Origin of the sequence: Vibrio coralliirubri, assembly GCF_024347375.1 — a bacterium.
GTDB lineage: Bacteria > Pseudomonadota > Gammaproteobacteria > Enterobacterales > Vibrionaceae > Vibrio > Vibrio coralliirubri.
Map to the genome: position 1 here is coordinate 1,307,549 of NZ_AP025470.1, position 24,784 is coordinate 1,332,332.

Annotated in this window: 21 protein-coding genes and 1 tRNA gene; 13 read left to right on the forward strand and 9 right to left on the reverse strand. The window is 45.0% G+C overall.

From position 1 onward, the window contains the following. Window positions 1-54: 54 nt before the first annotated feature. The 7 genes from OCV20_RS06140 to OCV20_RS06170 all read left to right on the forward strand — a co-directional run bounded on the left by OCV20_RS06140 (window position 55) and on the right by OCV20_RS06170 (window position 8,531). The gene (locus OCV20_RS06140) at window positions 55-2,541 is read left to right on the forward strand and encodes a hybrid sensor histidine kinase/response regulator (RefSeq protein ID WP_462366746.1); all 2,487 of its coding nucleotides are present in this window, start codon (window positions 55-57) and stop codon (window positions 2,539-2,541) included. A 248-nt stretch (window positions 2,542-2,789) separates the two neighbouring features. Next, window positions 2,790-3,239 carry an L-alanine exporter AlaE gene (locus OCV20_RS06145; RefSeq protein WP_017062062.1) on the forward strand — a complete coding sequence of 150 codons (450 nt, stop codon included), beginning with the start codon at window positions 2,790-2,792 and terminating at the stop codon, window positions 3,237-3,239. Between the two features lie 180 nt (window positions 3,240-3,419). After that, window positions 3,420-3,510, forward strand: a tRNA-Ser gene (locus tag OCV20_RS06150). A 254-nt stretch (window positions 3,511-3,764) separates the two neighbouring features. Continuing rightward, the gene (gene gltS, locus OCV20_RS06155; RefSeq protein ID WP_048612760.1) at window positions 3,765-4,979 is read left to right on the forward strand and encodes a sodium/glutamate symporter; all 1,215 of its coding nucleotides are present in this window, start codon (window positions 3,765-3,767) and stop codon (window positions 4,977-4,979) included. 100 nt (window positions 4,980-5,079) lie between these two features. Beyond that, window positions 5,080-5,865: an HAD-IIB family hydrolase gene (locus tag OCV20_RS06160; protein WP_050621815.1), complete on the forward strand. Its 786-nt coding sequence runs from the start codon at window positions 5,080-5,082 to the stop codon at window positions 5,863-5,865. A 260-nt stretch (window positions 5,866-6,125) separates the two neighbouring features. After that, window positions 6,126-7,052 carry a LysR family transcriptional regulator gene (locus OCV20_RS06165; protein ID WP_017062039.1) on the forward strand — a complete coding sequence of 309 codons (927 nt, stop codon included), beginning with the start codon at window positions 6,126-6,128 and terminating at the stop codon, window positions 7,050-7,052. 225 nt (window positions 7,053-7,277) lie between these two features. After that, window positions 7,278-8,531: a D-amino acid dehydrogenase gene (locus OCV20_RS06170; RefSeq protein WP_086775343.1), complete on the forward strand. Its 1,254-nt coding sequence runs from the start codon at window positions 7,278-7,280 to the stop codon at window positions 8,529-8,531. A gap of 75 nt (window positions 8,532-8,606) precedes the next feature. Here OCV20_RS06170 and OCV20_RS06175 read toward each other — a convergent pair whose 3' ends face one another. From OCV20_RS06175 to OCV20_RS06190, 4 genes are all read right to left on the reverse strand, one after another. Beyond that, the gene (locus OCV20_RS06175; protein WP_048616317.1) at window positions 8,607-9,344 is read right to left on the reverse strand and encodes a dienelactone hydrolase family protein; all 738 of its coding nucleotides are present in this window, start codon (window positions 9,342-9,344) and stop codon (window positions 8,607-8,609) included. Between the two features lie 220 nt (window positions 9,345-9,564). Continuing rightward, the gene (locus tag OCV20_RS06180; protein WP_086775351.1) at window positions 9,565-10,494 is read right to left on the reverse strand and encodes a pyridoxal-phosphate dependent enzyme; all 930 of its coding nucleotides are present in this window, start codon (window positions 10,492-10,494) and stop codon (window positions 9,565-9,567) included. A gap of 127 nt (window positions 10,495-10,621) precedes the next feature. Then, complete coding sequence (locus tag OCV20_RS06185) at window positions 10,622-11,920, reverse strand: sensor histidine kinase (RefSeq protein ID WP_086775344.1); 1,299 nt, start codon at window positions 11,918-11,920, stop codon at window positions 10,622-10,624. After that, window positions 11,917-12,594 carry a response regulator transcription factor gene (locus OCV20_RS06190; protein WP_048612779.1) on the reverse strand — a complete coding sequence of 226 codons (678 nt, stop codon included), beginning with the start codon at window positions 12,592-12,594 and terminating at the stop codon, window positions 11,917-11,919. The genes OCV20_RS06185 and OCV20_RS06190 overlap by 4 nt, the downstream gene beginning before the upstream one ends. Before the next feature lie 125 nt (window positions 12,595-12,719). Between OCV20_RS06190 and OCV20_RS06195 the strand changes: the two genes are divergently transcribed. Genes OCV20_RS06195 through OCV20_RS06205 form a run of 3 tightly spaced genes read left to right on the forward strand, consistent with a single transcriptional unit; the run spans window position 12,720 to window position 15,674 of the window. Next, complete coding sequence (locus OCV20_RS06195; protein ID WP_086775345.1) at window positions 12,720-13,739, forward strand: glycosyltransferase family 2 protein; 1,020 nt, start codon at window positions 12,720-12,722, stop codon at window positions 13,737-13,739. Then, window positions 13,736-15,223, forward strand: coding sequence for an ArnT family glycosyltransferase (locus OCV20_RS06200; protein WP_086775346.1), 1,488 nt, complete (start codon window positions 13,736-13,738; stop codon window positions 15,221-15,223). The genes OCV20_RS06195 and OCV20_RS06200 overlap by 4 nt, the downstream gene beginning before the upstream one ends. Next, window positions 15,210-15,674, forward strand: coding sequence for a GtrA family protein (locus OCV20_RS06205; RefSeq protein ID WP_050621808.1), 465 nt, complete (start codon window positions 15,210-15,212; stop codon window positions 15,672-15,674). The genes OCV20_RS06200 and OCV20_RS06205 overlap by 14 nt, the downstream gene beginning before the upstream one ends. An 86-nt stretch (window positions 15,675-15,760) precedes the next feature. Here OCV20_RS06205 and OCV20_RS06210 read toward each other — a convergent pair whose 3' ends face one another. Then, on the reverse strand, window positions 15,761-18,058 hold the full coding sequence (locus tag OCV20_RS06210; protein ID WP_238382893.1) for a YgiQ family radical SAM protein: 2,298 nt from the start codon (window positions 18,056-18,058) through the stop codon (window positions 15,761-15,763). 330 nt (window positions 18,059-18,388) lie between these two features. Between OCV20_RS06210 and OCV20_RS06215 the strand changes: the two genes are divergently transcribed. Both OCV20_RS06215 and OCV20_RS06220 read left to right on the forward strand, forming a co-directional pair. Further along, window positions 18,389-19,069 (forward strand): hypothetical protein, encoded by a 681-nt coding sequence (locus tag OCV20_RS06215; RefSeq protein WP_017069996.1) that lies wholly within the window; start codon window positions 18,389-18,391, stop codon window positions 19,067-19,069. Window positions 19,070-19,201: 132 nt separating this feature from the next. Further along, window positions 19,202-19,402 (forward strand): DUF4250 domain-containing protein, encoded by a 201-nt coding sequence (locus tag OCV20_RS06220; protein WP_004736508.1) that lies wholly within the window; start codon window positions 19,202-19,204, stop codon window positions 19,400-19,402. Window positions 19,403-19,541: 139 nt separating this feature from the next. On the opposite strand, the gene OCV20_RS06225 is transcribed toward OCV20_RS06220, so the two are convergent. Beyond that, complete coding sequence (locus tag OCV20_RS06225) at window positions 19,542-20,453, reverse strand: LysR substrate-binding domain-containing protein (RefSeq protein ID WP_050621806.1); 912 nt, start codon at window positions 20,451-20,453, stop codon at window positions 19,542-19,544. 281 nt (window positions 20,454-20,734) lie between these two features. Here OCV20_RS06225 and metE point away from each other — a divergent pair, with 281 nt between their 5' ends. Next, the gene (gene metE / locus OCV20_RS06230) at window positions 20,735-23,080 is read left to right on the forward strand and encodes a 5-methyltetrahydropteroyltriglutamate--homocysteine S-methyltransferase (protein WP_086775348.1); all 2,346 of its coding nucleotides are present in this window, start codon (window positions 20,735-20,737) and stop codon (window positions 23,078-23,080) included. 83 nt (window positions 23,081-23,163) lie between these two features. Here metE and OCV20_RS06235 read toward each other — a convergent pair whose 3' ends face one another. The 3 genes from OCV20_RS06235 to yciA all read right to left on the reverse strand — a co-directional run bounded on the left by OCV20_RS06235 (window position 23,164) and on the right by yciA (window position 24,744). Further along, window positions 23,164-23,559, reverse strand: a complete 396-nt coding sequence (locus OCV20_RS06235; protein WP_017062026.1) for a GspS/AspS pilotin family protein — start codon at window positions 23,557-23,559, stop codon at window positions 23,164-23,166. A 1-nt stretch (window position 23,560) separates the two neighbouring features. Beyond that, window positions 23,561-23,857 carry a YciI family protein gene (locus OCV20_RS06240; protein ID WP_004741234.1) on the reverse strand — a complete coding sequence of 99 codons (297 nt, stop codon included), beginning with the start codon at window positions 23,855-23,857 and terminating at the stop codon, window positions 23,561-23,563. 488 nt (window positions 23,858-24,345) lie between these two features. Beyond that, a complete protein-coding gene (gene yciA, locus OCV20_RS06245; protein ID WP_017061510.1) occupies window positions 24,346-24,744 on the reverse strand; it encodes an acyl-CoA thioester hydrolase YciA in 399 nt (132 codons plus the stop codon). Window positions 24,745-24,784: the final 40 nt, after the last annotated feature.

Here is a 24,784-nt window from a genome sequence, read left to right on the forward strand (position 1 = left end):
ATGTCATGGATGATAAACACTAGGTTTAACAGAAAAGAAAACAATAAAAGAATTATGCAGATACGGTCGTCTTTAAAGAAAAAAAGTATGGTAGCGCTTGGATTATACCTTGCGATGTTTATTGCCATTGTCGGTAGTGTGACGTATTACGTCGTAGAATCCCCTGTGCGCGCCAAATTACAACAAAACCTCGACTTGCGTACGCAATTGTTATCCGCTTTGATTACAGAGCCACTCAGCAGCTCTCAAGGCTTTGTAGACAGTCTCGTTGGGTTTGCTCAAGCGCATCGCAACGGTGATGATGTTATTCCACTCTTTAAGTCCATGCTGGCGGCGAGCGACGATACGATTGTCAGTGCCGGTATTTGGCCTGAACCTTATGCGCTCGATTCTAAAAAGCTTCTCAACAGTTACTTTTTTAATAAAGCCGACGATGGAAGAATCGATCAGATATATTCTTACAACAACCCCAAAAATGCCCCTTATCAAGAAGAGTATTGGTACACCTCTGTCGTCAACCAAAAACAAGGAACGATCTCTTGGAGCGATGTGTATATCGACCCATACACACACGTTCGAATGATTACGGCGTCTTCCCCTTATTATTACGACGGTTCTTTTGCCGGTGTTGCCACGGTGGATCTCTCGCTCGAAGAGCTGCTTGGTTTTATCAAGAACCACGCCGAAGAATACAACCTTGGCATTACGCTCAGAGATAAGCTTAACCAAGTGTTGGTTTCGCATAACTTTAATCTCGTTGAAGGCATTTACATCAGTAGCAATCAATTTGGTGATTTTGGCTGGCAAGTGGATGTGGTGAACTCCAAATCACGAGTAGCAGACGAAGTGTTTCGTCAGGTGATGAGCATTGAAGGCGGTATTGTTCCGCTATTGCTACTTTGTGTCATGGCGGGGTATTACTTATTGAACCGTTATTTGATTAGTCCAATCACAAGGATTGCTGCGCAGGTTGATAGCTCCAAAGCGGGCGAAATCATTGATGTAGATTACTCGAGTGATGACGAAATCGGCCATTTGATTAAAACCTTCAACGAAAAGACCATTTATCTCGAAGCGGAAAAGGTTAAAGCTCAGGCGTCAACCAATGCAAAAACCGCTTTCCTTGCGACCCTGTCACATGAAATTCGCACGCCTATGAATGGGGTATTGGGAACCGCTCAGATCCTATTGAAAACGCCTCTAAATTCTGAACAAGAGAAGCACCTTAAGAGCTTGTATGAGTCCGGCGATCATATGATGACTCTACTCAACGAGATCTTAGACTTCTCGAAGATCGAGCAGGGCAGGTTGGATCTTGATGAAACGCGTTTCCCGCTTGATTCGATCATCGGCAGTATTAACAGTGTTTACTACACATTGTCTTCCGAGAAAGGGCTTCAATTCAAAGTGTACTCTGAGGTGCCTTCGGGTCGTTGGTACTTCTCAGATAAAGCTCGCCTTCGCCAAATCTTGTTTAATCTATTGAACAACGCGGTGAAGTTCACCTCCAGAGGCTTTGTTGAGGTGTACCTTAAAGAAGTGGTTGAGGGGAGTGACACCTATCTGAGCATTCGAGTTCGTGATACAGGGATTGGTATCTCTAAAGAAGCTCAGAAGCGTATTTTTAAACCGTTTGAACAAGCGGAGTCTTCGACCACAAGGCGTTTTGGCGGTACTGGTCTTGGCCTCGCGATTGTGAAGAAAATTGCCCAGTTGATGGATGGCAGTATTACCGTCACCAGTGAAGAAGGGATAGGCACGAGCTTTGATGTTCGCTTGAAGATTCAGCCATGCCAGCCAGGCGAAATCGAGAGCTTGCCACATAAGAAGTTAGACTACTCAGGCTTAAAAGTACTGATCGTCGAGGACAACCGAACTAACACGGTGATCATTGAAACCTTCATGAGCAGTAAAGGCTTTACCTGTAAGAGCGTCGAAAACGGTGAACTTGCAATACAAGCCGTGGTTGCCGAGCGCTTTGATTTGGTACTCATGGATAACCATATGCCTGTGATGGACGGCGTTGAATCAACCACTGCGATTCGTGCTTTGATAGGCGACGTGTCATCGGTATTGGTGTTTGGTTGTACGGCTGATGTCTTTAAAGAGACTCGCGAGCGTATGCTGGGGGCGGGTGTGGATTATATTATTGCTAAGCCGATTGATGAGCGTGAACTGGATGATGCTTTGTTCCGCTATTCAAATAAGCTTTACCAATACCATGAAGTAAAAGCGGATGAGCTCGAAAGCCAAGACGTAAAACCACACGATTCGAAAAGTAAAAGCGAGTCACTGCCTAAACCAGATCTTCGCAACAAAGATAACACTGAAGAGCTGTTAGTGACGCTGTATGTGGCGCTAGAAGACAACAACCTAGAACTGATTCAATTTGCATTAGAGAGCCTACGTGTCCATGTTGAACCGATGAACAACGCGGAACTTACTGAACAAGTCAATAAAGCGTTAGAGCAGGTTGCTTTAGGATCACCACCTACACAAGATGTCATTAATATCATTACTGTAAATCTACCGATGGCTTAAATGTTGTTTAATTACGGTAAGTAAATAACGGATTGTCCAATATTTGACCTTGGTTGGATTTTTTGGTGGAAGTGACTGCTTTTAAAGTGGTTTTTGGTTGTTAATTTACAACTTGATTTTTAATTTGGAATGTATGACTGCTAATCTTGTGATTTAATAGCGACATTATCTGGTGAGGTGCAAATGTGCCTTGTTTATATGTTACTAAATCACTAATTAAGCAGTGATATATTTTAGGTTTGTCGTCAATGAAGTCTCGTGGTCCATTTTGTATTCGAAACGCAGCTGCGGATACATTTGCTATGGTCGTTTTCTGTTTTATTTCTGGCATGATCGTAGAAGTGTTTATTTCTGGTATGACGTTTGAGCAATCTCTTGCTTCTCGAACGTTATCTATTCCGGTAAACATTGCTATCGCTTGGCCTTATGGCGTTTTTCGTGATTGGTTCTTGCGCAATGGTGCAAAGCTTTCAGAAAGCTCATTGATGAAAAACTTGTCTGATTTGATGGCATACGTGTTATTCCAGTCTCCTGTGTATGCGGGTATTTTGTTGGCAGTGGGTGCTTCAGGCGACCAAATCGTTACGGCTGTCACCAGTAATGCAGTTATCTCGTGCGGTATGGGCGTACTTTACGGCTACTTCCTAGATATGTGTCGTAAATGGTTTCGAGTTCCAGGCTACTATCAACAAGCTTAAGAAAAGCAACAAGCGTAAGTGCAGCGAAAGAATGAAATTTGGTTTGTTTTTGATCTAATGAGTTAATTTGTAATCGAACAAACCGAAAAAGCCACTTTTTTTGAGAATGCCCCTTGACCAAAGCAAGCAGAATCAATAAAGTAGCGCCTCGTTGAGTGACATGCTCAACACATAATTTGTGGAAGGATGGCTGAGTGGCTTAAGGCGCTCGCCTGGAAAGCGAGTATACGTTTATAGCGTATCTGGGGTTCAAATCCCCATCCTTCCACCACTATTCAAAACCCTAGCAGAAATGCTGGGGTTTTCTCGTTTTAGAGCCCCTATATTCCACCTCATCTGTATATCTCCCTAGTATCCGTACCTTTAATCATTTCTTTATAGTTATTACCTCTATTAATACCGTCGCAGAACCCACCATATTAGGTGTTTTTATCATCGATAATCGCTTGATTTTTTGGCATGAACCTAGATTATTAATAGTACGCAATATTATGAATAATCTAACTATTAGGAATCCATAACCTCATGACAGAAACCCTAGTTTCTCCAATGCTCTCTTTTACGATCGCGATTTCGTTACTGTTTATCGGTAAAGGTTTGATTGAGCGATCTGAAGTATTAAGAAAGTATTCACTGCCAGAGCCTGTGATTGGTGGCTTTGTCTGCGCAGCGACCGTAGCGGCGCTTTACTATATTTTTGAAATCCAAATCACTTTTAGCCTAGATGTCAGAGACTTTTTGCTTCTCTACTTTTTTGCTGGCATCGGGCTCCAAGCGGATATTAAAACGCTGATTAAAGGCGGGCGACCGTTGTTCATCCTACTGTGTCTTGCTGCCATTTTTATCGTGTTGCAAAACGTAGTCGGAATGGCAGTCGCTTCTGGCTTTGGAATGGATGCGAAAGCAGGCTTGCTGTCCGGCTCTGTTAGTTTAATAGGCGGCGTAGGCACAACGTTAGCGTGGGCGCCAATGTTTGTGGAAGAGTTTGGTATTGCTAACGCGCTCGAACTTGGTGTCGCTTCAAACACGGTTGGTTTAATTGCAGCGTGTGTGATTGGTGGCCCGATAGCCAACTACCTACTCAATAAACACAAAGTGAGCCCTTCTAATGAAGAAGAGGTCACGGTTGGTGCATTCCAAGAGAGTGAAACAAAAACAGAGCTAAGCCACTACGGCGTTCTATGGGCATGGTTGATTCTTAACTTAACACTGATGCTGGGTTACAGTTTGAGTGAAGTTATCGACTCAATGGGCCTAAAACTGCCATTATTCGTTAGCTGTTTAATCGCAGGTATCCTAATCGGAAACGTCGGTCGAGCACTGTTTAAGAAGCGTCGTACACAAGAGAAAATCGCTCAAGGTCGAAAAGGTTTAGCGATGATCTCTGATATCTGCTTAGGCATGTTCTTAACCATGGCATTGATGGGACTTCGCATCTGGGATCTTGATGGGTTGTTTGGCTACATCTCTGTGGTCATGAGTATCCAGATCTTGCTTTCCCTGTTGTTTACTGTGTTTGTCGTTTATTACTTGATGGGAAGAAACTACGACTCTGTGGTGATATGTTCAGGCTTCGGTGGTATCACTCTAGGCTCGACCGCAACAGCAATTGTGAACATGACCGCAGTCACTCATCGCTATGGCGCAAGCCCACAAGCGTTCATTGTGGTGCCATTAGTATGTGGTTTCTTTGTTGATTTGATCAACGCGCTAGTGATCAGTTTCTTTGTTGGTATGTAGCGCTAATTAAGAGCTATTTTCTTCAACTCAAAAGCTTAGTGATGTTTTTACCGAATTTGCTTTAACACTGTTTAGTGATTGATTATTTAGAGGTGTAGAAATGAATTCGGTATCGAATGAATTGAACCAAAATTGGAAAAAAATAGATTGGGTGTTAACCGATGTGGATGACACCTTAACGTGGCAAGGTCAACTGCCGCCTGAAACCTTGATCGCTTTAAGCAAGCTTCGTGATTCGGGAAAAAAAGTGGTTGCGGTAACGGGCGCTTGTGCAGGTTGGTGTGATCACATTGCTCAGTTGTGGCCTGTTGATGCGGTTCTCGGTGAGAACGGCGCGTTTATTATGGAAAAGAAAAATGGCTATCTGACATTGCGTTCTGATGTTCCTTTACCAGAAATCAGTGCCAATCAGAGTAAGCTGAAAGAACAAGTATTGGCTATTTTGGGCGATTACCCAGAGCTCAGTTTAACGCTGGATCAGTCTTACCGCCTGTGTGAGGTTGCAATCGATATCGGTCAAAACCGTCCTAAAGTCGACGATGCCATTATCGAAGAGATTGTCTCTAAGATTCACGCGTTAGGTGCACATGCGACAGCAAGCTCTATTCACATCAATGCTTGGTATGGTGAGCACTCTAAGAAAGCGACATCGACCGCTTTTCTTAAGGAGAAGGGGTTATCTGACCAAGAGATACTTGAGCGTAGTTGCTATGTCGGTGACTCGATGAACGACCAATATATGTTTGAAATTTTGCCGAACAGTGTCGGTGTGGCAAACATCCAGCATTACTGGGCGCGACTTGAGCATCATCCATCAGTGGTGATGAGCAAGCCGGGCGGGTACGGTTTCTCAGAGTTTGTAGACAAGTTACTTGCATTAAAATAGCACTCGGTTGGCGGTTTTAACTGCCGATGATTAACATCAAACACAGCTCATTTCTTCGTTGAATTGAGCTGTTTTTTTGTTTTATCACAAGAGAAGTGTTCGCTTCTTCAGATGGCTTGTTAGCCTTTTTTAAATACTTCTGTTGGTGACTCAGCCCACAACTTGCAAACTTGTTGTGTCGATAACTCAATTCCTAGATGGGCAAATGAGAAAATTGTGAGACGCTTGATTAAGTGTCAGTCGAATCACAAGGAAGTTGAATGCACCACTTTAATATCCGCGCTCTCGAGTACTTAAACGCGTTATCAAAATACGGGTCGTTACGTAAGGCATCGAAGATGATGAACGTTGATCCTGCGGCAATGAGTAGAATGCTGACACAGTTAGAAGCGCAAGCGGAAATGAAAGTATGGGAGCGCAACAACCGCCAATCACTGTTAACCGAAGCGGGTAATGAACTGTTGAATTACTACCGTTCAATTGTTCGTGGAGAGGCCGCTGTACTTGCTCGACTAACCAAGCTTAAAAACCTCAAAGGAGGTAATGTCAGCATTGCCATCGGTGAAGGGTTTATTACCAACTTGGTGTCAAAGCCGATGCAAACCTTCATGACTCGTTATCCTGATATTAATCTTTCTATTGAGATTGCTGGGGCATTGGATGCAGTCAAGATGTTGGAAGATCAGCAGATAGACTTTGCGATAACTTATGCCTCTGCACCGCACCCTAAACTGCACTCCCACGTTGAACGCAGCCATCCGCTCGAATTGATTGCTCCTAAGGGGCATTTCCTTACGATGAAAGAAGCACCAGTGGTAATGCAAGATATTCAAGACGCTTCTCTCGCCTTGATCGATAACTCGACCGGTATGGGGAGGCTGGTAAAGCAGGCTGAACAAATTTCCCATCTTACCTTGCAGCCAAAACTTCAAACTAACTCAGTCACGGCACTGACTAACTTCGTTTCAGCAGGGTTGGGTGTAACTTTTATGCCTAAGCTCACTGTGATCGATGAGATTAAGTCAGGGCAGATAGAAGTGGTTGCGACCGAGTTGGAGATGCTATCGAAGGCGACGGTTAAGGTTCAATCTTTGAAAGGCCGTGCACTCACGCTACAAGCCGAAACCTTGTTGGATTTCTTGCTCGAGAACGCCACTTTCTTGAGTCATGACGCTTACAATATCTAGGCTTAATCGATTTACCTAGCGACTCCGATCTAAGCTTTCAAATACCGCCAATATCACACTTCCAAACTGCCGAATTCGTTTTTAAGTCGAATTGATTTTTTGTCAACGCGCTATCTATTGTTAAGTCAACACGAGCGGAATAAGTTACAAATCATTAACGAAACGAGTTTTAGACTGACAGCTGTGTTCGACAGGTTTGGCTTTGTCGGGCATTAGGGGAAGAGAATGGAAGTTATTGTAATTGGCAGTGGTGTTATTGGATTGACCAGCGCATGGTACTTGGCAAAAGAAGGTCACTCGGTCACGGTTATTGATCGTCAAGATAGCAGTGGCAAAGAAACCAGTTTTGCGAATGCCGGGCAAATTTCTTACGGTTATTCATCACCATGGGCGGCGCCGGGCATCCCTTTGAAAGCGATGAAATGGCTTACCCAAGAACATGCGCCACTTAAAGTGAAGCCTTCTCTTTCTCCAGAGTTAATGTCTTGGGCGACTAAGATGCTCGCCAACTGTAATGAAGCCAAGTACGCACAGAATAAATCGCGGATGTTGCGAGTCGCTAACTACAGCCGAGATTGCCTGACTCACCTAAGAACCAGTGAACAACTGGCTTATGAAGGTAGGCAGAAAGGCACGCTACAAGTGTTTCGAAGCGAAAAGCAATTGGACGCTATTCAGCAGGATATGAAGCTATTAACAGAGAGTGGAATCAAACATTCGCTGTTTGATGTTGAACAGTGTCTGGCAGTGGAGTCGGGCTTAGCAGACGTGAAAGATAAGCTGGTGGGCGGCCTGTATTTACCACACGATGAAACCGGTGATTGTCATCAGTTCTGTTTAACCCTGACTGAGAAAGCCAAGCAAATCGGCGTTCAGTTCGTGTTTGATACTGAAGTGGTCAAGCTCAATCATCAGAATCAAACCATTGAGAGTATTACCACGACTCAAGGCGAGTTCAAAGCGGATGCTTACGTGGTTGCTTCAGGAAGTTATTCTCGAGAATTGCTGAAGCAAGTCGATTTGTCGATACCGGTTTACCCAGTGAAAGGGTATTCGTTAACACTACCGATCGTGAATGCAGATAAGTCACCAACCTCGACTGTGATGGATGAAACTTACAAGGTAGCGATGACGCGATTTGATGATCGTATTCGCATTGCAGGGACAGCAGAACTTGCGGGGTTTAATTACCTTATCCCTGAAAAACGCAAAGCCACGATTGATATGGTGATTAAAGATCTTTTCCCACAAGCGGGGGACTTTTCTAAAGCCGAATACTGGACTGGGTTACGACCAATGACACCAGATGGTACGCCTATCATAGGAAAGACGCCTATCAAGAACCTATTTACAAATACTGGACATGGGACATTAGGTTGGACAATGGCATGTGGCTCAGGAAAGATCTTGGCAAGCGTGGTCAGTGGCTCAGCTAGTGATATCAAAACTGATGACTTAAGTATCCACCGCTATTTGTAGCGAGATGATGCAGTGATAATTAAACAACCCCATTCTTAAGTTTTCGAATGGGGTTGTGGGTTCTGAGGGAGAAGATTATCTGGTGGTGGTTTCTAGCACATGGGTAAATCTATCCCAGGATTTTTGGTCAGCTTCTTGTTGATAGTTGTTTGAGCCGAATACGGTAAAGGCATGCGGCGCACCACTGTAGGTGATCATTTCATGCGGAACCTTGGTTGTTTCAAGCTGAGCAGCGAGGCTGCCGAAGTCTTCCATTGAGATCATGGCGTCAGCTGTGCCATGGAACACGACAACAGGAGCTTTGGTCTGGGAGTAGTCTTGTCCTTTCGGTGTTGATAAACCGCCATGGAAGGTGACATAAGCTTTCGATGGGATACCCGCACGAGCGGCTTCTAAAACGGCTGCGCCACCAAAACAGTAACCCATCATCACGTTGTTATCTAAGTTACCACCAAGCCTTTTCGCTTCCATTGCTCCCGCGCTGAGTAGCGCACGCATTTTTTCTCTGTCTTTATACAGATCGCCTGTGTGTTGCTTTTTATCTTTCACTTCGGTCGGGCGAATGCCTTTACCAAATAGGTCGATGGCGAACACGTTGTAACCGAGCTCGTTGAGCATCTCAGAACGTTTCTTTTCGTAATCGGTTAAGCCATCCCAATCGTGTATTAGCAGTACCAAAGGCGCTTGGTCACTGGCTTCACTCCAATAACCTTCGTAATCCATTCCATCGACTTGGTAAGTGACGTTTTCTCCTGATATCGCAGAGAAGGGCAGTAAAACTGAAAACAGGCCGAGCGTAGTAAGTTTTCGCATGCGTAATTCCTTTCGATGACAATTGACGTTCCAATCGAAAGTATAGATAACGCGCTGATTCTCGCCAGATTTCTGCATCTAATTTGAAGTGTAAGAGTAGAGGTGAAAAATGAAGGGGAAATGCTAAAACAACCATCACGTATGAATTGTGATGGCTGTTTAACAGAGTTCTCAGATTTCGGAAATTTGTATATCCAGATCTAGGTGCGAGGGAATGCAATTACCAAGAAGCGTTGGTCGTGCTACGGCACATATCTGGATATTTTCGCTGGTAGCGCGGCAACATCGACTCATTACCTAAGATACCGCCTTGATGGATATAGATGACAGTTTTGGTTGGGTTCTCTTCTTGCCATTGCTCTAAGCATTGCCACATCAATGGGTCATAGAGCAGGTCGAATTCAATATCAGTCTGTTCTTGTAGATCCAACCAAGTTTGATAGTCCTGTTGGTACAACTTACCAAAGTGGTGTTTGGCTTTAAGCGGTAAGATCTGCGGGTGATCGGTTTCGCCGAGTTCATTGAACTGCTGTGTTAAGTAATCACTGCCGCCAACACATGCACAGGTTAACACCGGGATATTGTGCAGTTTTAAATGCTTATGAAGATAGAGAGCTGTGCTGCCTGTCCCTGCGGGGAGTGCCACCACAAAATCGTGTTGGTTTTCGAAACGCGTCCAGCTGAGTATTTCAATCGCCAGTTGCTTCACGCCGTATTCAGAAAGCTGAGAGCGTCCACCTTCTGGTAATACAATGCATTGTGAGTCAGGTTGTCTTACTTGCTCAATATACTCTTGTGGATGAAGCTCAGTGCCTGTTTCTTTGACTGAAATAACCTTAGCCCCAAGATCGATAGCGCCACGGTAGTTGCCGAGTGGGCGTTCTTGTAGCCATTGAGGCAGGTGGTCAACGTAAAACTCAAGCGTCCAGCCTTTGATTTTCGCAAGTGCGGCGAGTGAGAACAAGGAGTTAGCTTGAGCGGAGCCATAGCTTATTAGAGTGGTGGTGTTTGGGCTATCGTCTTCCAATAGCTTCATGAACTTTCTGGCTTTGTTGCCGCAAAAGTGGGAGTGAAGCTGATCGTCACGCTTTAAGAAAAAGGTGTGCTCGTTGTATTGATGTTGAGTTACAGGGCTATTATTTAGTTTCATCGCACTTAGACAAAATGCTGACTCAAGAGCCAGCATTTATAGTTCAAATAAGACTGACGAGTATCTAGTAGCTAGGGACTGCTGTAAACCAACTAAATCAAGTTTTCGTTCGATATTGAGCCCCGAACTACGAATGCGTTTGCTCTGAGATTGATGTGGATAGATCGGTTTGAAAGGTGATTTTAGCGGTACATCCACCACAACTGCGATTGGCCAACTCAAAGCCCCATTGGAAGCGTTGGCATAAGTCCTCGACAATCAATAAACCTAACCCATGCCCATTTGGATTGTACTGTTCTTGGAGGCCTTCGCCTTGATCTTCAATCACAACACTCTCTTGGGACAGAGTGACTGTTACGGTGCCACTATTGGTCGCTGCAATGGCATTTCTTAACAAGTTGCCGACCAACATATTCATTATCGCGCTGGTGGCTTGAATGGTCGGTTCGGATTGAACGTGCATGGAAATTTCGACGTCTTTCTCATCCGCCTGTGCTGAGTTTTTTGAGACGATAGCCTCTAACTCTTGTTGGCTAAACAGTCGCAGTGGCGCATCGTCACTGTTTCTTTCGTAACGCACCAGGCCTAGTAGGGCATCGACCATCTCCGACATCTGAACAATGGCTTCATCAATGCGCTCAATCTGGCGAGATTGAAACTCGGTGGTTTCGCTTCTTAGTAGCAATTTATTTGCGCCACGAGCGACCGTTAACGGTGTTCTCAATTCGTGACTTGAGTAACGAGCAAACGCCTGTTCACGCTTGAGTAAGGAATTGATTTCTCTTCGATACTGATTGAGTTGGTTAGTGAGCTGACGAAACTCAACCGCGGCGTCGTCATTGACACTAAATTCTTCATTGAGGTTAAGCTTATTCGATTCCAGTTGTTCGGAAATAGAATTGAAGGGTTCAATTAGCCGTTTAGATAATCGATAGAGCAGAGCACCAAAGCTAAAAATTAGAATAGAGAGCAGAGTCAGTACAAAAGTGGTCGCATACACCAATTCGTAAACATCAATTTCGACACGGTCAATCTCGGAAAGTAGGATTATCGGATGGGTTTCTCCCTCATCAGAATACTCTCCCACATACACCATTCGTGATTCAGGCTCTTCACCCACCTCGCCAACAAAGCTTTCTTTGTCTTTAATGTACTTGAGGTATTCTGCAGGTATCAATGAAGGGTCGTTGTAAGCAATCGTCAGGTCATCAATTCTTAACTCACCGCTTTCGCCTGCTTGGAATAAACCAACTGCATAGTTACGGTCAATCAGGATGCGTCTTTCACCGACGCGATCTTCTGACATGTAGAGTGCAGCAATAAAAACTAAATAGACAAAGGCCGATACAATCACGGCCATTAACCCAAAGAAAACCGCTAAGCGGCCGGTTAGGGTTTTGGTGCTCGTGAGAACATTTAAAATCAATTCGATGACTCCAGACGGAATCCAACTTTAGGGACGGTAATTAGCATCTGAGTATCAAAGGGCTTGTCGAGTTGGTTACGTAATTGATAGATGTGACTGCGCAACACGTCATTGTTGGGTTCGTCTTCTTCCCAGAGTTTGTAGGAGATATCTTCGCGAGTAACCACTTCAGGTGCTTTTTGGCACAACATCTCAAGGATGGTGTAAGTGGTTGGATTGAGTGCAAGCAACTTATCTTGGCGGTAAGCTTTACGCGTTTTTTGGTCGATAGTGAGTTCATCAAACTGCAATTTAGAAGACGCCACTTTTCCGCGGTAACGACGAACCAATGCGTTCATTCTCGCTTCTAAAATATCCAAATCGAAAGGCTTGGTTAGGTAATCATCGGCACCGTGTTCAAACCCTTTCAACATGTCTTCACGGCTATCAAGCGCGGTAAGCATCAGGATCGGGGTTGTGTTGCCTTGGTCTCTTAGCTTGTTACAAACCGTTAGGCCGTCCATTCTCGGTAGCATCAGATCTAATATGATGATATCAAAAGAGTTATCCATCGCGAGTTGCAAGCCAAGCTCACCGTTGTCCGCGTAATCGAGCTCCATCCCAATGCACTCAAAATAATCAAATAATACGCCTGCAATTTCTCGGTTATCTTCGACTAATAGAACTCGTTTCATTTTGATTCTCATACAGAAATAGACGGTAACATTATCCTGAGTGAGCGTGAAAAATATGTCAATAACATAACTTTCACTTATGAGGGGGTAGATTGGATTCAGATTAAAAAATAGAAGAACGTATTATGTCTGAACTTCATATTAGCCGACCTAAAGTCTCCACATCGCAGATCAATCCTGCCGTTTCACTGTCGATCATTGTGCCGTTTTACGATGAACAAGAGGTGTTAGAAGAGTTTCATTCTCGCTTAACCAAGGTGCTGGATAGCTTACCCATCACCAGTGAAATCGTTTATGTCGATGATGGCAGCAAAGACAACAGCTTGGATTTGGTGAGTTCATTTACTTCAATCAATAGCTCAATTTCTGTGATCGGTTTAAGCCGCAACTTTGGTAAAGAGTCCGCGATGAGTGCTGGCCTCGAACACTGCCGAGGACAAGCCGTGATCTTACTTGACGCCGATCTGCAAGATCCGCCCGAGCTGATTCCGCAAATGATTGCCAAATGGCGCGAAGGTTATGACGTCGTCAATATGCAGCGTAGCCAACGTGATGGTGAAACGTGGTTTAAGAAGTTTTCAGCAGCAAGCTTTTACAAAGTCATGAATGTGGCGGCGAAGATTGATGTTCCAGAAAATGTGGGTGATTTTCGACTGTTAAGCCGAGAGGTTGTCGACCATATCAACCAACTGCCTGAACGTAACCGTTACATGAAAGGCATCTTTTCATGGCCAGGTTTTAGACAAGCAACGATTCAGTTTAAGCGCGATGCTCGCTTCTGTGGCGAGACGAAATGGAACTACCTGAAACTCATCGGATTGGCGATGGATGGCATCACATCATTTTCTATCCGCCCACTGCGTATTGCGACGGCCGTTGGTGGATTAGTGGCGCTTACCGCTTTTGTGTATGGCGTCTTCATCGTGTTCAAAACCATGATTTTTGGTGAGCCTATTACGGGTTACCCATCCATGATGGTGGTCCAACTTGCCCTTGGCGGTATTCAACTTCTGAGTATTGGCTTAATGGGGGAATACATAGGTCGTATTTTCATCGAAACCAAGAACCGTCCTTTGTATCTGATTCAATCGGTGGTCGATACCCCAGCATTAAAAACACATTTTAAATTAGAGGAGTCAGCATGAGCCTGAACCGAACGCACCTATGGTATTTGTTGGCTTTTGCATTGGTTCTAAGGCTCTTATCTCTGGCGACATACCCTTTAATGGACACTACGGAAGCGCGCTACGGTGAAATGGCTCGCTTGATGGTAGAAACCGGCAATTGGTTAACCCCTCAATTTGATTACGGCATCCCTTTCTGGGGTAAACCACCGTTGTTCACATGGATGAGTGCGGCGGGGATTGAGCTGTTTGGTTTGAGTGAGTTTGCTGTGCGTGCACCACACTGGCTAGCAGGTTTCGCGACGATTCTGTTAGTTGCGTACATGGCCAAGCGTACCGGACAAAGTGCCTTGGTGGCGTCTGTGGTATTGGCGACATGTGGGATTTTCTCTATTGCGGCGGGTGCTGTGATGACCGACATGGCGTTAACGTTAGCGATGACCATTGCCATGTTAGGTTTTTATCTATGTTGGTTAGGAGGAGAGGGTTCACAGGGAGAAGGCAGTGCGAAGACTAATCGATCTTGGGGCTATGTCGGTTTCATTGGTTTAGCACTAGGCTTGCTGGCAAAAGGGCCGGTAGCGATTGTGATCATGGGTATCGCTGTTTTCCCTTGGTTAGTATTGCAACATGGCTTCTTTGGCGCTTTCAAAGTGTTATGGCAACGCTTTCCACTGTTGTCTGGCTTAGGTGTGATGCTGGCGATTGCCTTGCCTTGGTACATCATGGCTGAAATGGCAACACCGGGCTTTATCGATTACTTTATTGTTGGCGAGCACTTTAAGCGTTTTGTTGTGAGTGGTTGGGAAGGGGATCTTTATGGTTCGGCCCATAATGAAACAAGAGGAATGATTTGGGTTTTCTGGATTCAAGCGGCTGCGCCGTGGTCGATTGTGTTGCCTATTTTGACTTTTGCTCGTCGTAAGAAAATCGCAGAAGTTAACGCTGAACATAATGGGTTATTTTCATTCCTTGTGTGTTGGTTAGTCTCTCCTCTAATTCTTTTCACTATGGCGGGTAATATTCTTCCTGCGTATGTGTTGCCGGGTATTCCGGCCCTTGGCTTGTTGGTTGCTATACTCATAATTGAAAAAGATAAGAAGTGGTTTTCGAGTGTGGCTTTGGTGCTACCTGTGCTGTTAATGATTGCGATGGTCTACTTGAATTTAGGTAAAGCGAACGAGAAAAGTGACCGCATTATTTTTGAGCAGATTACGGATGAAGCGCCGAGCTTTTATGTAGGTAAACGACCATTCTCTGGGCAATTTTACAGTCATGGTCAAGCGAAAAAACTTCTCGATATCGAGCAGCTAGATGGCATTGATAAGTTCTATCTGATTGGTAAAAGATCTGAAGTGGAAACCAAGATTAAAGACAACGCGTTAACCTGTATTTTAGAGCCGACGGTGAAAATAAAGCGTGCTTTATTCAGTTGTCATAGCCAAAACATTAAACCAAATTTATCGTTGAGTCATATTCGAAGTGAAAGTGATGTCCAGCGTTAACTCAAGGCTAAGAATGTTCAATAATAAGCTTCAAACACACAATCAGAGGTTACAGTCTCACCACAAGATGGTTCGATTTGCGGTGGTCGGCGTTGGGGGATTTGTTGTTGATTGCTCTGTGTTTGCGTTGCTGCATTACGTTATTGGACTGCCGTTGATGAGTGCTCGAATTGGCTCTTTCATCGTTGCTGCAACGACAACTTGGTTTGGTAATCGAGTGCTGACCTTTGAGTTCAAAGGTCAGGGGAGTTGGTCAGAAAAGCTGATTCAGTGGCAAAAGTTCATGTTTTCAGCATCGATATCGGCGATTCCTAATTTGCTGTGCTTTAAGTTGATGACTGAATTGCTGCCTGCATTTACTGGGGCTGTGTTTATCGCAATGGCGGTTGGTATCTTGGTGGGCATGGTCACGAACTATTTGTTTAGTCAGTATTGGGTCTTCACCCGTTAAGCTCCCTAGTAGCAGACACAAAAAAGCGCAGCTATAATAGCTGCGCTTTGTGTTTTTACGATAGCGAAGTCAATCGGTTCGCGATATTAGCGTTGTGCTGCGCGCTGGCGGTTCTTGCCGTTAGCCGCAGGTTTGCCACCTTGACCATTGCCCGATTTATTGCGGTTTGGTTTGCCGTTTCCGCCGCCATTACCTTGTGATTGCTGACCACCAGGTCCTTTCTTAATGAAGCCCGTAGCTGGTTTACGACCATTGCCATTACCGCCACCTTGGTTAGCATTACCTTGGTTACCGTTGCTGTTACCAGTCGGCTTCTTGCCACCCGGTTTTTTACCAGAGTGGTTACGTGGGCTTTCGCCACCAAGACCTGGCTGAGACTTACTGTGCTTAGTCGCAAAGCGCTGTGAACCGTGACGACCAGACTTACGACGTTGTGCAGGTGTTTGTGCATCAAAGTCTTCTGCTGGTACTAGGCAGTTTGCTTTGTCACCAATTAGGTGCTGTTTACCCATGCTGATCAGCGCTTCACGGATGATTTTCCAGTTTTCAGGGTCGTGGTAACGAAGCAGTGCTTTATGCAGACGACGTTGACGATCACCTTTCGGTACTGGAACATCTTCACGCTTCTTATATTTCACGCGTTTCAGAGGATTGGTCTCTGAGTAGTACATCGACGTTGCATTACACATTGGCGATGGGTAGAAGTTCTGTACTTGGTCACACTCGTAATTGTGCTTTTTCAGCCACATTGCAAGGTTAAGCATGTCTTCATCTTCTGTGCCCGGGTGAGCAGAGATGAAGTAAGGAATTAGGTACTGTTTTTTACCGGCTTCAGCGCTGTACTTCTCGAACATCTCTTTGAAACGATCGTAAGTGCCCATGCCCGGTTTCATCATCAGATCCAGTGGGCCTTTTTCAGTATGCTCTGGAGCAATCTTCAAGTAACCACCAACGTGGTGAGTCACAAGCTCACGAACGTATTCTGGAGATTCAATCGCTAAGTCGTAACGTACACCAGAAGCGATCATGATCTTCTTAACGCCCGGTACTTTTCTCGCAGAGCGGTACAGGTCAATGGTGTGTTGATGGTCTGTGTTTAGCTTTTCACAGATTTTCGGGAACACACATGATGGACGACGACAGTTAATTTCAGCTTTTGGATCTGAACAACCTAAACGGTACATGTTCGCCGTAGGGCCGCCCAAATCTGAAATAGTACCTGTGAAGCCCGGCACTTTATCTTTAATGTCTTCGATTTCATCCAAGATAGATTCTTTCGAACGGTTCTGAATGATACGACCTTCGTGCTCTGTGATTGAACAGAAAGAACAACCACCAAAACAACCACGCATGATGTTAACCGAGGTTTTGATCATGTCGTATGCTGGGATTTTCGCTTTGCCGTACATCGGGTGCGGAACACGCTTGTAAGCAAGGCCAAATACGTAGTCCATTTCTTCTGTGGTCAATGGAATTGGCGCTTGGTTAACCCAAAGTTCGCGATCACCGTGACGTTGAATCAGAGCACGACCTGAGTACGGGTTTGTCTCGAGGTGCAGGATACGGCTAGCGTGAGCGTAAAGAATACGGTCATTGTTTAGCTTTTCGTAACCTGGGATACGAACCGCTGTAGTTTTTGCATCGTGACGAGAAGGGCGAATAGTAATAGGTTGCGCTTTTACTTCTTCTTTTTCGTCTTTCTTGGTATCACACTGGGTTTCAACTTCGTACGGGTTCACCGGAACATACGCTTTGTTCGGTTTTTCGATACGAGAAGAGTCAATGATCTTGAAGCCTTCAGGGGCCGCAGGAAGATTGATAGCAGTACCGCGGATATTGGTCAGCGTAGACATATCCTCACCATCGGCAATGCGGTGTGCTACTTCAACCAGTGCACGCTCAGCGTTACCAAAAAGAAGAATGTCAGCTTTTGCATCAAACAATACAGAGCGGCGAACTTTATCTGACCAGTAATCGTAGTGAGCCACACGACGCAAGCTCGCTTCAATACCACCAAGCACGATTGGCGTGCCTTTGTAAGCTTCACGACAACGTTGAGAATAAACCAGAGTTGCACGATCAGGACGCTTGCCACCTTCATTGTTTGGTGTGTAAGCATCATCGTGACGTAATTTGCGATCAGAGGTGTAGCGGTTGATCATGGAGTCCATGTTACCCGCTGTGATGCCGAAGAATAGGTTAGGTTTACCTAGCTTCATGAAGGCGTCTTTATTGTCCCACTTTGGTTGAGCAATAATGCCCACGCGGAAACCTTGAGCTTCAAGCAGACGGCCGATGATAGCCATACCAAAGCTCGGGTGATCGACATACGCGTCACCAGTTACAATAATAATGTCACAGCTATCCCATCCAAGAGCATCCATCTCCTTTCTACTGGTAGGCAAAAAGGGTGCAGTTCCGTAGCACTCGGCCCAGTATTTTTTGTGTTCGTGAATAGGAGTGATATCGCTGTACATATTTCAACCTCTGATTTTTGAGGCGGGAATTATAGCGGCATGAGCCTAGACTAGCCAGTAGAACATGCCCCTGTTAGTTCTGGTGTCTTTCGTCTTTTTACGGTAAATGGCGACAAAAGAGCCATACAACAGCATAGTTGAAGCCTTGAATAACGTCGCTAATTTGTGATTTTGATTAGTGTTCGCAGCAGTTTTTGATATTATTCGCAAAAATAAGTCTGAAGAAGTAGATCCACAATGGTCGAAACGTTATTAGTACAATTTGCTCCGATGCTTTTAGGAGCCCAACTGATCTTAACCCTTATCTTGGTGAAAGGGGATATTTGTCCGGGACAGCGTGGTCGTATCCACAAGATGTTACCTGCGATTGGCGTGCTGTGGCTTGCCGTTGCCTCAGTAAAAATTGAAGCCTTTCTGGTCGTGTTTGCGATCTTTTATTTCTATTCTCAAGTTCAAACCAAGAAGACACGTGATTCTGGTCCTATTTGGGTGATGTACTTAGCTTGTGGTTTGGCATTGTCTTACGTGGCTATTCAAGCGACGGAACAAGCAACTACCGTTGGTATCATCACTACTGTATTGCTAGTGGCACTGTTAGGCTCAGCGTTTGGTCATTTGCTACTGACGATTGCAAGAACGCGCTTACAGGCATTTCACCGAGTTCTGCCCGTTGTTGGTGTGCTGACGGGGATGTTGGTGGTTTTGGCGACAGTCGTGAGTGTTTATTCTCTGTCTGAAGCTCAACTAGAGCCTGTGATTTCAACGCTACTGTTCAGCTTTGCTTTGTTAATCTCCGCTATCGTGGTTTGGTGTTGGCATTTACTGTTCGTTAAAACCCCTGAAAAACTGCAACTGACGATTTCGTTACTGATGTTATTGGCTGCGGCTGTCGGTTTAACGCCAGTTTGGGCACTTTAACCGCGCACTTTCATTAATTACGTACGCTCATTAATCACGCATTCTCTTTAAGAAGTGTGATCAGTTTTTTAGCATGGCGTTGGTAAGCGTTCTAAACTTAATTCTAGTCGGTGTGTTCGTAAGGAGTACGAGATGGATTTAAGCAACGTCAAAGGTTTCGATAGCATTATCTTGCTGGGAATCGTGAATGAAAAACTTCGCCTAGAGTGCGATAGCTTTGAAGAGCTGATCAGTATGTATGAAATGGATATAGAAAGTGTCGTGGGCAAGCTCGATATGCTTGGCTATCAATACGACCCATTGACTAACCAGTTTAAGTCTTATCCAAGATAGGCTATTTTCGCGAATCAACAGATATCGAAAATTATCGGTACTGAAACTAAAAAGTCACAGATTATCTGTGACTTTTTTTGTTTCTGGCGTTTGTCTATCCGATTTAACAATGGCTTAAGCTAGCCCAATAATGAACCTCTTAAACGACCTCGATACCATCTAAGTGACTCTTACTCTGCTGTCTTGCTGTGCTAAAGAAAGCCTGTAGGTAACGTTTGTCTTTTTCTGAGTTTCTTACCGCTGCAAATAGTCTTCTTGAAAGCCCTTTACCTAACGGCTTGCTGGCTATCAAACCTTGTCTTGAGAACTCACTGATCGCCCAGTTTGGTAATGCCGCGACCCCTAAACCCGCTGATACCATTTGCACCAACATCAAGGTGTTGTCTGCTTGTTTCCACTTCTTAGGTTCCACACCAGCAGGTTGCAAAAAGTGTTTCACGACGTCTAAACGTTGTTTTTGAACAGGATAGGAGAGCATAGTGAGATCGCTAAGATCTTGCGGATCAATGCTCGCTTTATCGGCCAAAGGCGAGTTGATCGCGGTGATAAGGCGCATCTCAAAATCGAAAAGCGGTTCATAATGAACTTCAGAACGAGGCTGTATATCTGAGGTGATCACCAAGTCGAGTTCACCAGCCATTAATGCCGGTAGCGGTTCAAAACCAAAACCTGACGAGAAATCTAAGGTCACGCTTGGCCATGCAACTTGATATTCCTTCAAAGCGGGCATTAGCCATTGGAAGCATGAGTGACACTCAATCGCCATGTGCAATCGACCATTCACATCCTCTTTCAGGCTCGCCAACTCATTCTCTGCTTTAGCGATTCTTGGCTGTATCTCATCTGCGAGCTTAAGCAAGATCTCACCCTCAGAGGTGAATTTCACTGGCCTAGTTTTACGCAGGAAAAGTTGACCACCAATACGTGCCTCTAGGTCTTTCAATTGGTGTGAAAGTGCCGACTGAGTCAGGTGAAGAGAGGTTGCAGTCGCTGTCAGTGAGCCGCTGTCTCTTAAGGTAGTTAATGTTCGAAGGTGTTTAAGCTCTATCATGAGTATTCCTCATATTCCCTAAGCCAATTCAATATTTCTTAATAATCACCCTACGGGTTTTTTTATCATTTGTAAACGTCTAGATGTCCAGATGGATTTGGTTTGTTCATCTTCGTTCCGTTCAAGATGAATATTTTTAATAAACAAGATGAATATTTGGACGTTGTTCATCGTTCAGATTAGGTGGATAGTTTAGCCATCCAGACGCCTTTTTGTGAAAGTAAAAACCATGACAGGCAGTCTGAACAGAAACTAACAAATATTGAATAAGGAACAGGCTCATGACGACAACAACGCATATTCTTGGCTACCCACGTATCGGTGAAAAACGCGAACTTAAATTCACATTAGAGAAGTATTGGCGCGGTGAGATTGATCAATCTGAGCTCAAGCAGCTCGGCAGCGAATTGAGAAATCGTAACTGGAATGTACAAGCCGACGCGAATCTAAGCTTTGCAACTGCGGGTGACTTCGCATGGTACGACCATGTTCTAACTACGACGTTACTTCTAGGCCATGTACCTAAGCGACACGCTGGTGGTAGCGAAGACGAAAAAGCCTTTCCAGACTTAGATACTTTATTTCGAGTTGGTCGTGGTCAATCTCAAACACAATCCACCTGTTGTGGCGGTCAACACGGAACTGAAAGCGCTAAAGATGGTGCAGCAGCATCAGATATGACCAAGTGGTTCAACACTAACTATCACTACATTGTTCCTGAGTTCAGTAAAGACGACACCTTTGAAGTGAGCTGGCCACAACTGTTTGACGAAGTGAGTGAAGCGATTAAAGCGGGGCATAAAGTGAAGCCAGTTCTTCTAGGCCCATTATCTTACTTATATCTCGGCAAAGAAGTGGAAGAGGGCTTTGACCGTTTAACCTTGCTTCCACGTTTGCTTACAGCTTACCAAGCGATTCTGGCAAAACTGGCCAAGTTGGGTGTTGAGTGGGTTCAAATCGATGAACCTATCCTTTCTCTGGAACTTGAAACTAAGTGGGCAGATTCATTCAAATTGGCTTATCAGGTGATTCAAGGCGATGTGAAGCTACTCCTTACTACGTACTTTGATTCTGTGACTGACACGTTAGATAAAATTGTAGAACTGCCCGTCAACGGCTTACACATCGACTTGGCTGCCGCACCGCAGCAACTTGATCAAGTGGTGAATAAGCTACCTGAAGATTGGGTGCTTTCTGCAGGTGCAATCAATGGACGCAATGTTTGGCGAGCTGACTTAGCCGCGCAGCTTGAGTTGCTGCAACCCGTGAAAGAAAAGCTAGGTGATAAACTATGGGTCGCAAGTTCATGTTCACTGCTGCATAGCCCGGTTGACCTTGAGTTAGAAGAGACGCTTAGCGAAGAAGTGAAGAGTTGGTTTGCCTTTGCAAAACAGAAAGTGACAGAGGTGAGCTTATTGGGTGCGGCGTTAGACGGCGACCAAAATGCCATTTTAGCGTGTGAGACTTACAGCCAACCTATTGTTGCACGCAAGAGCGCGACTCATGTGAACAAGCCTCAGGTACAAGCTCGTCTTAGCACGATTACCAAAGCACTAGCAGAGCGCACTGCTCCATACGCAGAGCGTGCCGCTCATCAGTCTGAGGTGTTGGGTTTACCGTTATTGCCAACCACAACCATTGGTTCGTTCCCACAGACAGGCGAGATCCGTGTTCAACGTAGCGCTTACCGCACTGGCAAACTGAGTGAAGCTGAATACACAACCGCATTGAAAGGCCATATTGCGGATGCCGTTAAACGTCAAGAAGCGCTAGATTTGGATGTGCTGGTTCATGGTGAAGCTGAACGTAACGACATGGTGGAGTACTTTGCAGAAAACCTAGCAGGCTTCCAAACCACTAAGTTTGGTTGGGTACAAAGCTATGGCTCACGCTGCGTGAAGCCGGCGATTGTGGTCGCGGATATTGAACGAGAAAAACCAATGACGGTGGAATGGTCGACCTATGCCCAATCTCTGACTTCGAAGCAGATGAAAGGGATGCTGACAGGCCCTGTTACCATCTTATGTTGGACATTCCCACGTGAAGACATTTCACGCAAAGAGATCACTAATCAACTGGCGTTTGCATTGCGAGATGAAGTGTCTGATTTGCAAGACGCCGGCATCAACATTATTCAAATCGATGAACCAGCGATTCGTGAAGGTTTGCCACTGAAAAAGCGTGACCACGCAGAATACCTAGAGTGGGCGGTCGATGCCTTTAAGATCTCAGCGGCGAGTGCTAAACCTGAAACTCAGATCCATACCCATATGTGTTACAGCGAGTTCAACGAGATCATTGATTCAGTAGCCGCGCTAGATGCCGATGTGATTACCATTGAGACTTCTCGCTCGAATATGGAACTGCTGAAAGCGTTTGAAGAGTTCAACTACCCGAATGCGATTGGACCTGGCGTTTACGACATTCACTCGCCAAACATCCCATCAGAAGAGTGGATTGTTGATTTACTTAAGAAAGCGGCAGAGAAAATTCCAGCGGAACGTTTGTGGGCAAACCCTGATTGCGGGCTGAAGACGCGTAATTGGGCAGAGACGGAAGCGGCGCTGACTAACTTAGTTTCGGCAACTAAAGCACTGCGTAAAGAGTGGGAATCAGCGGAGGCATAATTCAGTCTAGGATTTTGATTGCTTCATCAAACAAAGGCCTCGCAAATGCGAGGCCTTCTGGTTTTATACTTGTTCGATCGAATCTAGCTGCTGCTCTGACACGTCTCTTTGCTGATCAACTTCTCAACCATCAGCTGTCCGCGTGTGTTGCGAATCTTGATGTTGTAAGCCAAGCCCATATCGAGGTTTGCTCTCACTTCAGAGTTGGTGCAGTAGCTATTCACACTCATGTCTACAACTTGGTTTAAAGGCTTAGCACCTTTTGCATCTTGGTTGTAGATCATCATGATTTCGATAACCGTGTTTTTTGCTAGCACGCGCATGACCGACAGTGGGCCATACTCAATCGGCAGGCCTGCAGATAAAACGCCAGCTCGGTGCTGCGCCATCATCTCTAGCTGTCTTTGTTCGTCTTGCTCACTTGAAGCACAGCCTGCAAGCAGAGCTAAAGCCAGTGAGCCAATAATCCATTTTTTCACGTTAAAATACTTTCTTGAATGGTTTTACAATCACATTTTGGTAAACGCCAGCATCAATGTACGGGTCAGCGTCTGCCCATGCTTGTGCATCTTCCAAAGAGTTAAATTCAGCAATCACAGTTGAACCTGTAAAGCCCGCTTCGCCAGGGTTATCTGAATCAATAGCTGGCATTGGACCCGCTGTTAACAGTCGGCCTTCATCGTGAAGTGTTTGTAGGCGTTCTAGATGTTGTGGGCGAACACTTAGGCGTTTTTCTAATGAATTTTCGACGTCTTGAGAAAAAATCACGTACCACATATTGAGATATCCTTATTTTACTTCACTAAATTTGGGGCGTTTAAATTCGCTATCTTGCTAATTTACGCGAACTAATTGGTATTGGAAGGGCTAATGATAAGAAATTGTGAATTGGTGCGAGAGAGTTGTATGGTCGTTAGGGCGTGTTGACCTTTCGTGGTTAAATTTTGTTCGGATGGGGACGCCTAGTCAAAAGCGTTTTAATCGCGGCGAGGGGGAAGTCGCCTAGTCATTCTAAGCAAATTTCCCTCAACAAAAAGTAAAACGCTTTTTGCGGGGGCGCCCAGCTCGAACCCTTCGGGCAGCGTTTGCTGGTCATTTCTACTACGTTATCGGCTTCTCATGTAGGCTAGCTACACATCGACGCCTCTGCCTTGTATAAATACCCAGCAACTCGTTGCAAAAATCAGCTCGAAAGATCAACACGCCCTAGTAATTTCATTTATAAAAACTAAAGACCATCGATGCCACACGCTTAATAAAAGGTGTTATTTGTTGATTGGGCGAGGCTTACCACTTTCATCAACCGCAACGTAGTTGAATGTCGCGCCACACACCTTGTAGCGGTCACCGATACCGTGATCAAGTACAGGTTTAACCCATACTTCTAGGTCGATATTCATCGAGCTGCGACCAATCTTAGTGCAGTCACCATAAACACATACAACATCACCCACTGAAACCGGCTGTTTGAACTCGATACTCGATACTGAAACTGTAACTATCTTGCCGTTAGAGATCTCTTTTGCCAGTATGCCGCCAGCAAGGTCAAGCTGAGACATTATCCAACCACCGAAAATCTGTCCTGCTGCATTTGTATCAGAAGGCATCGCTAATGTGCGAAGAAGTAAAGAACCAATCGGGTTCAAAGTTGATTGAATAGTCATTGTCGTACTCTTAATGGTATTGATTGTTTTATATAAAAAT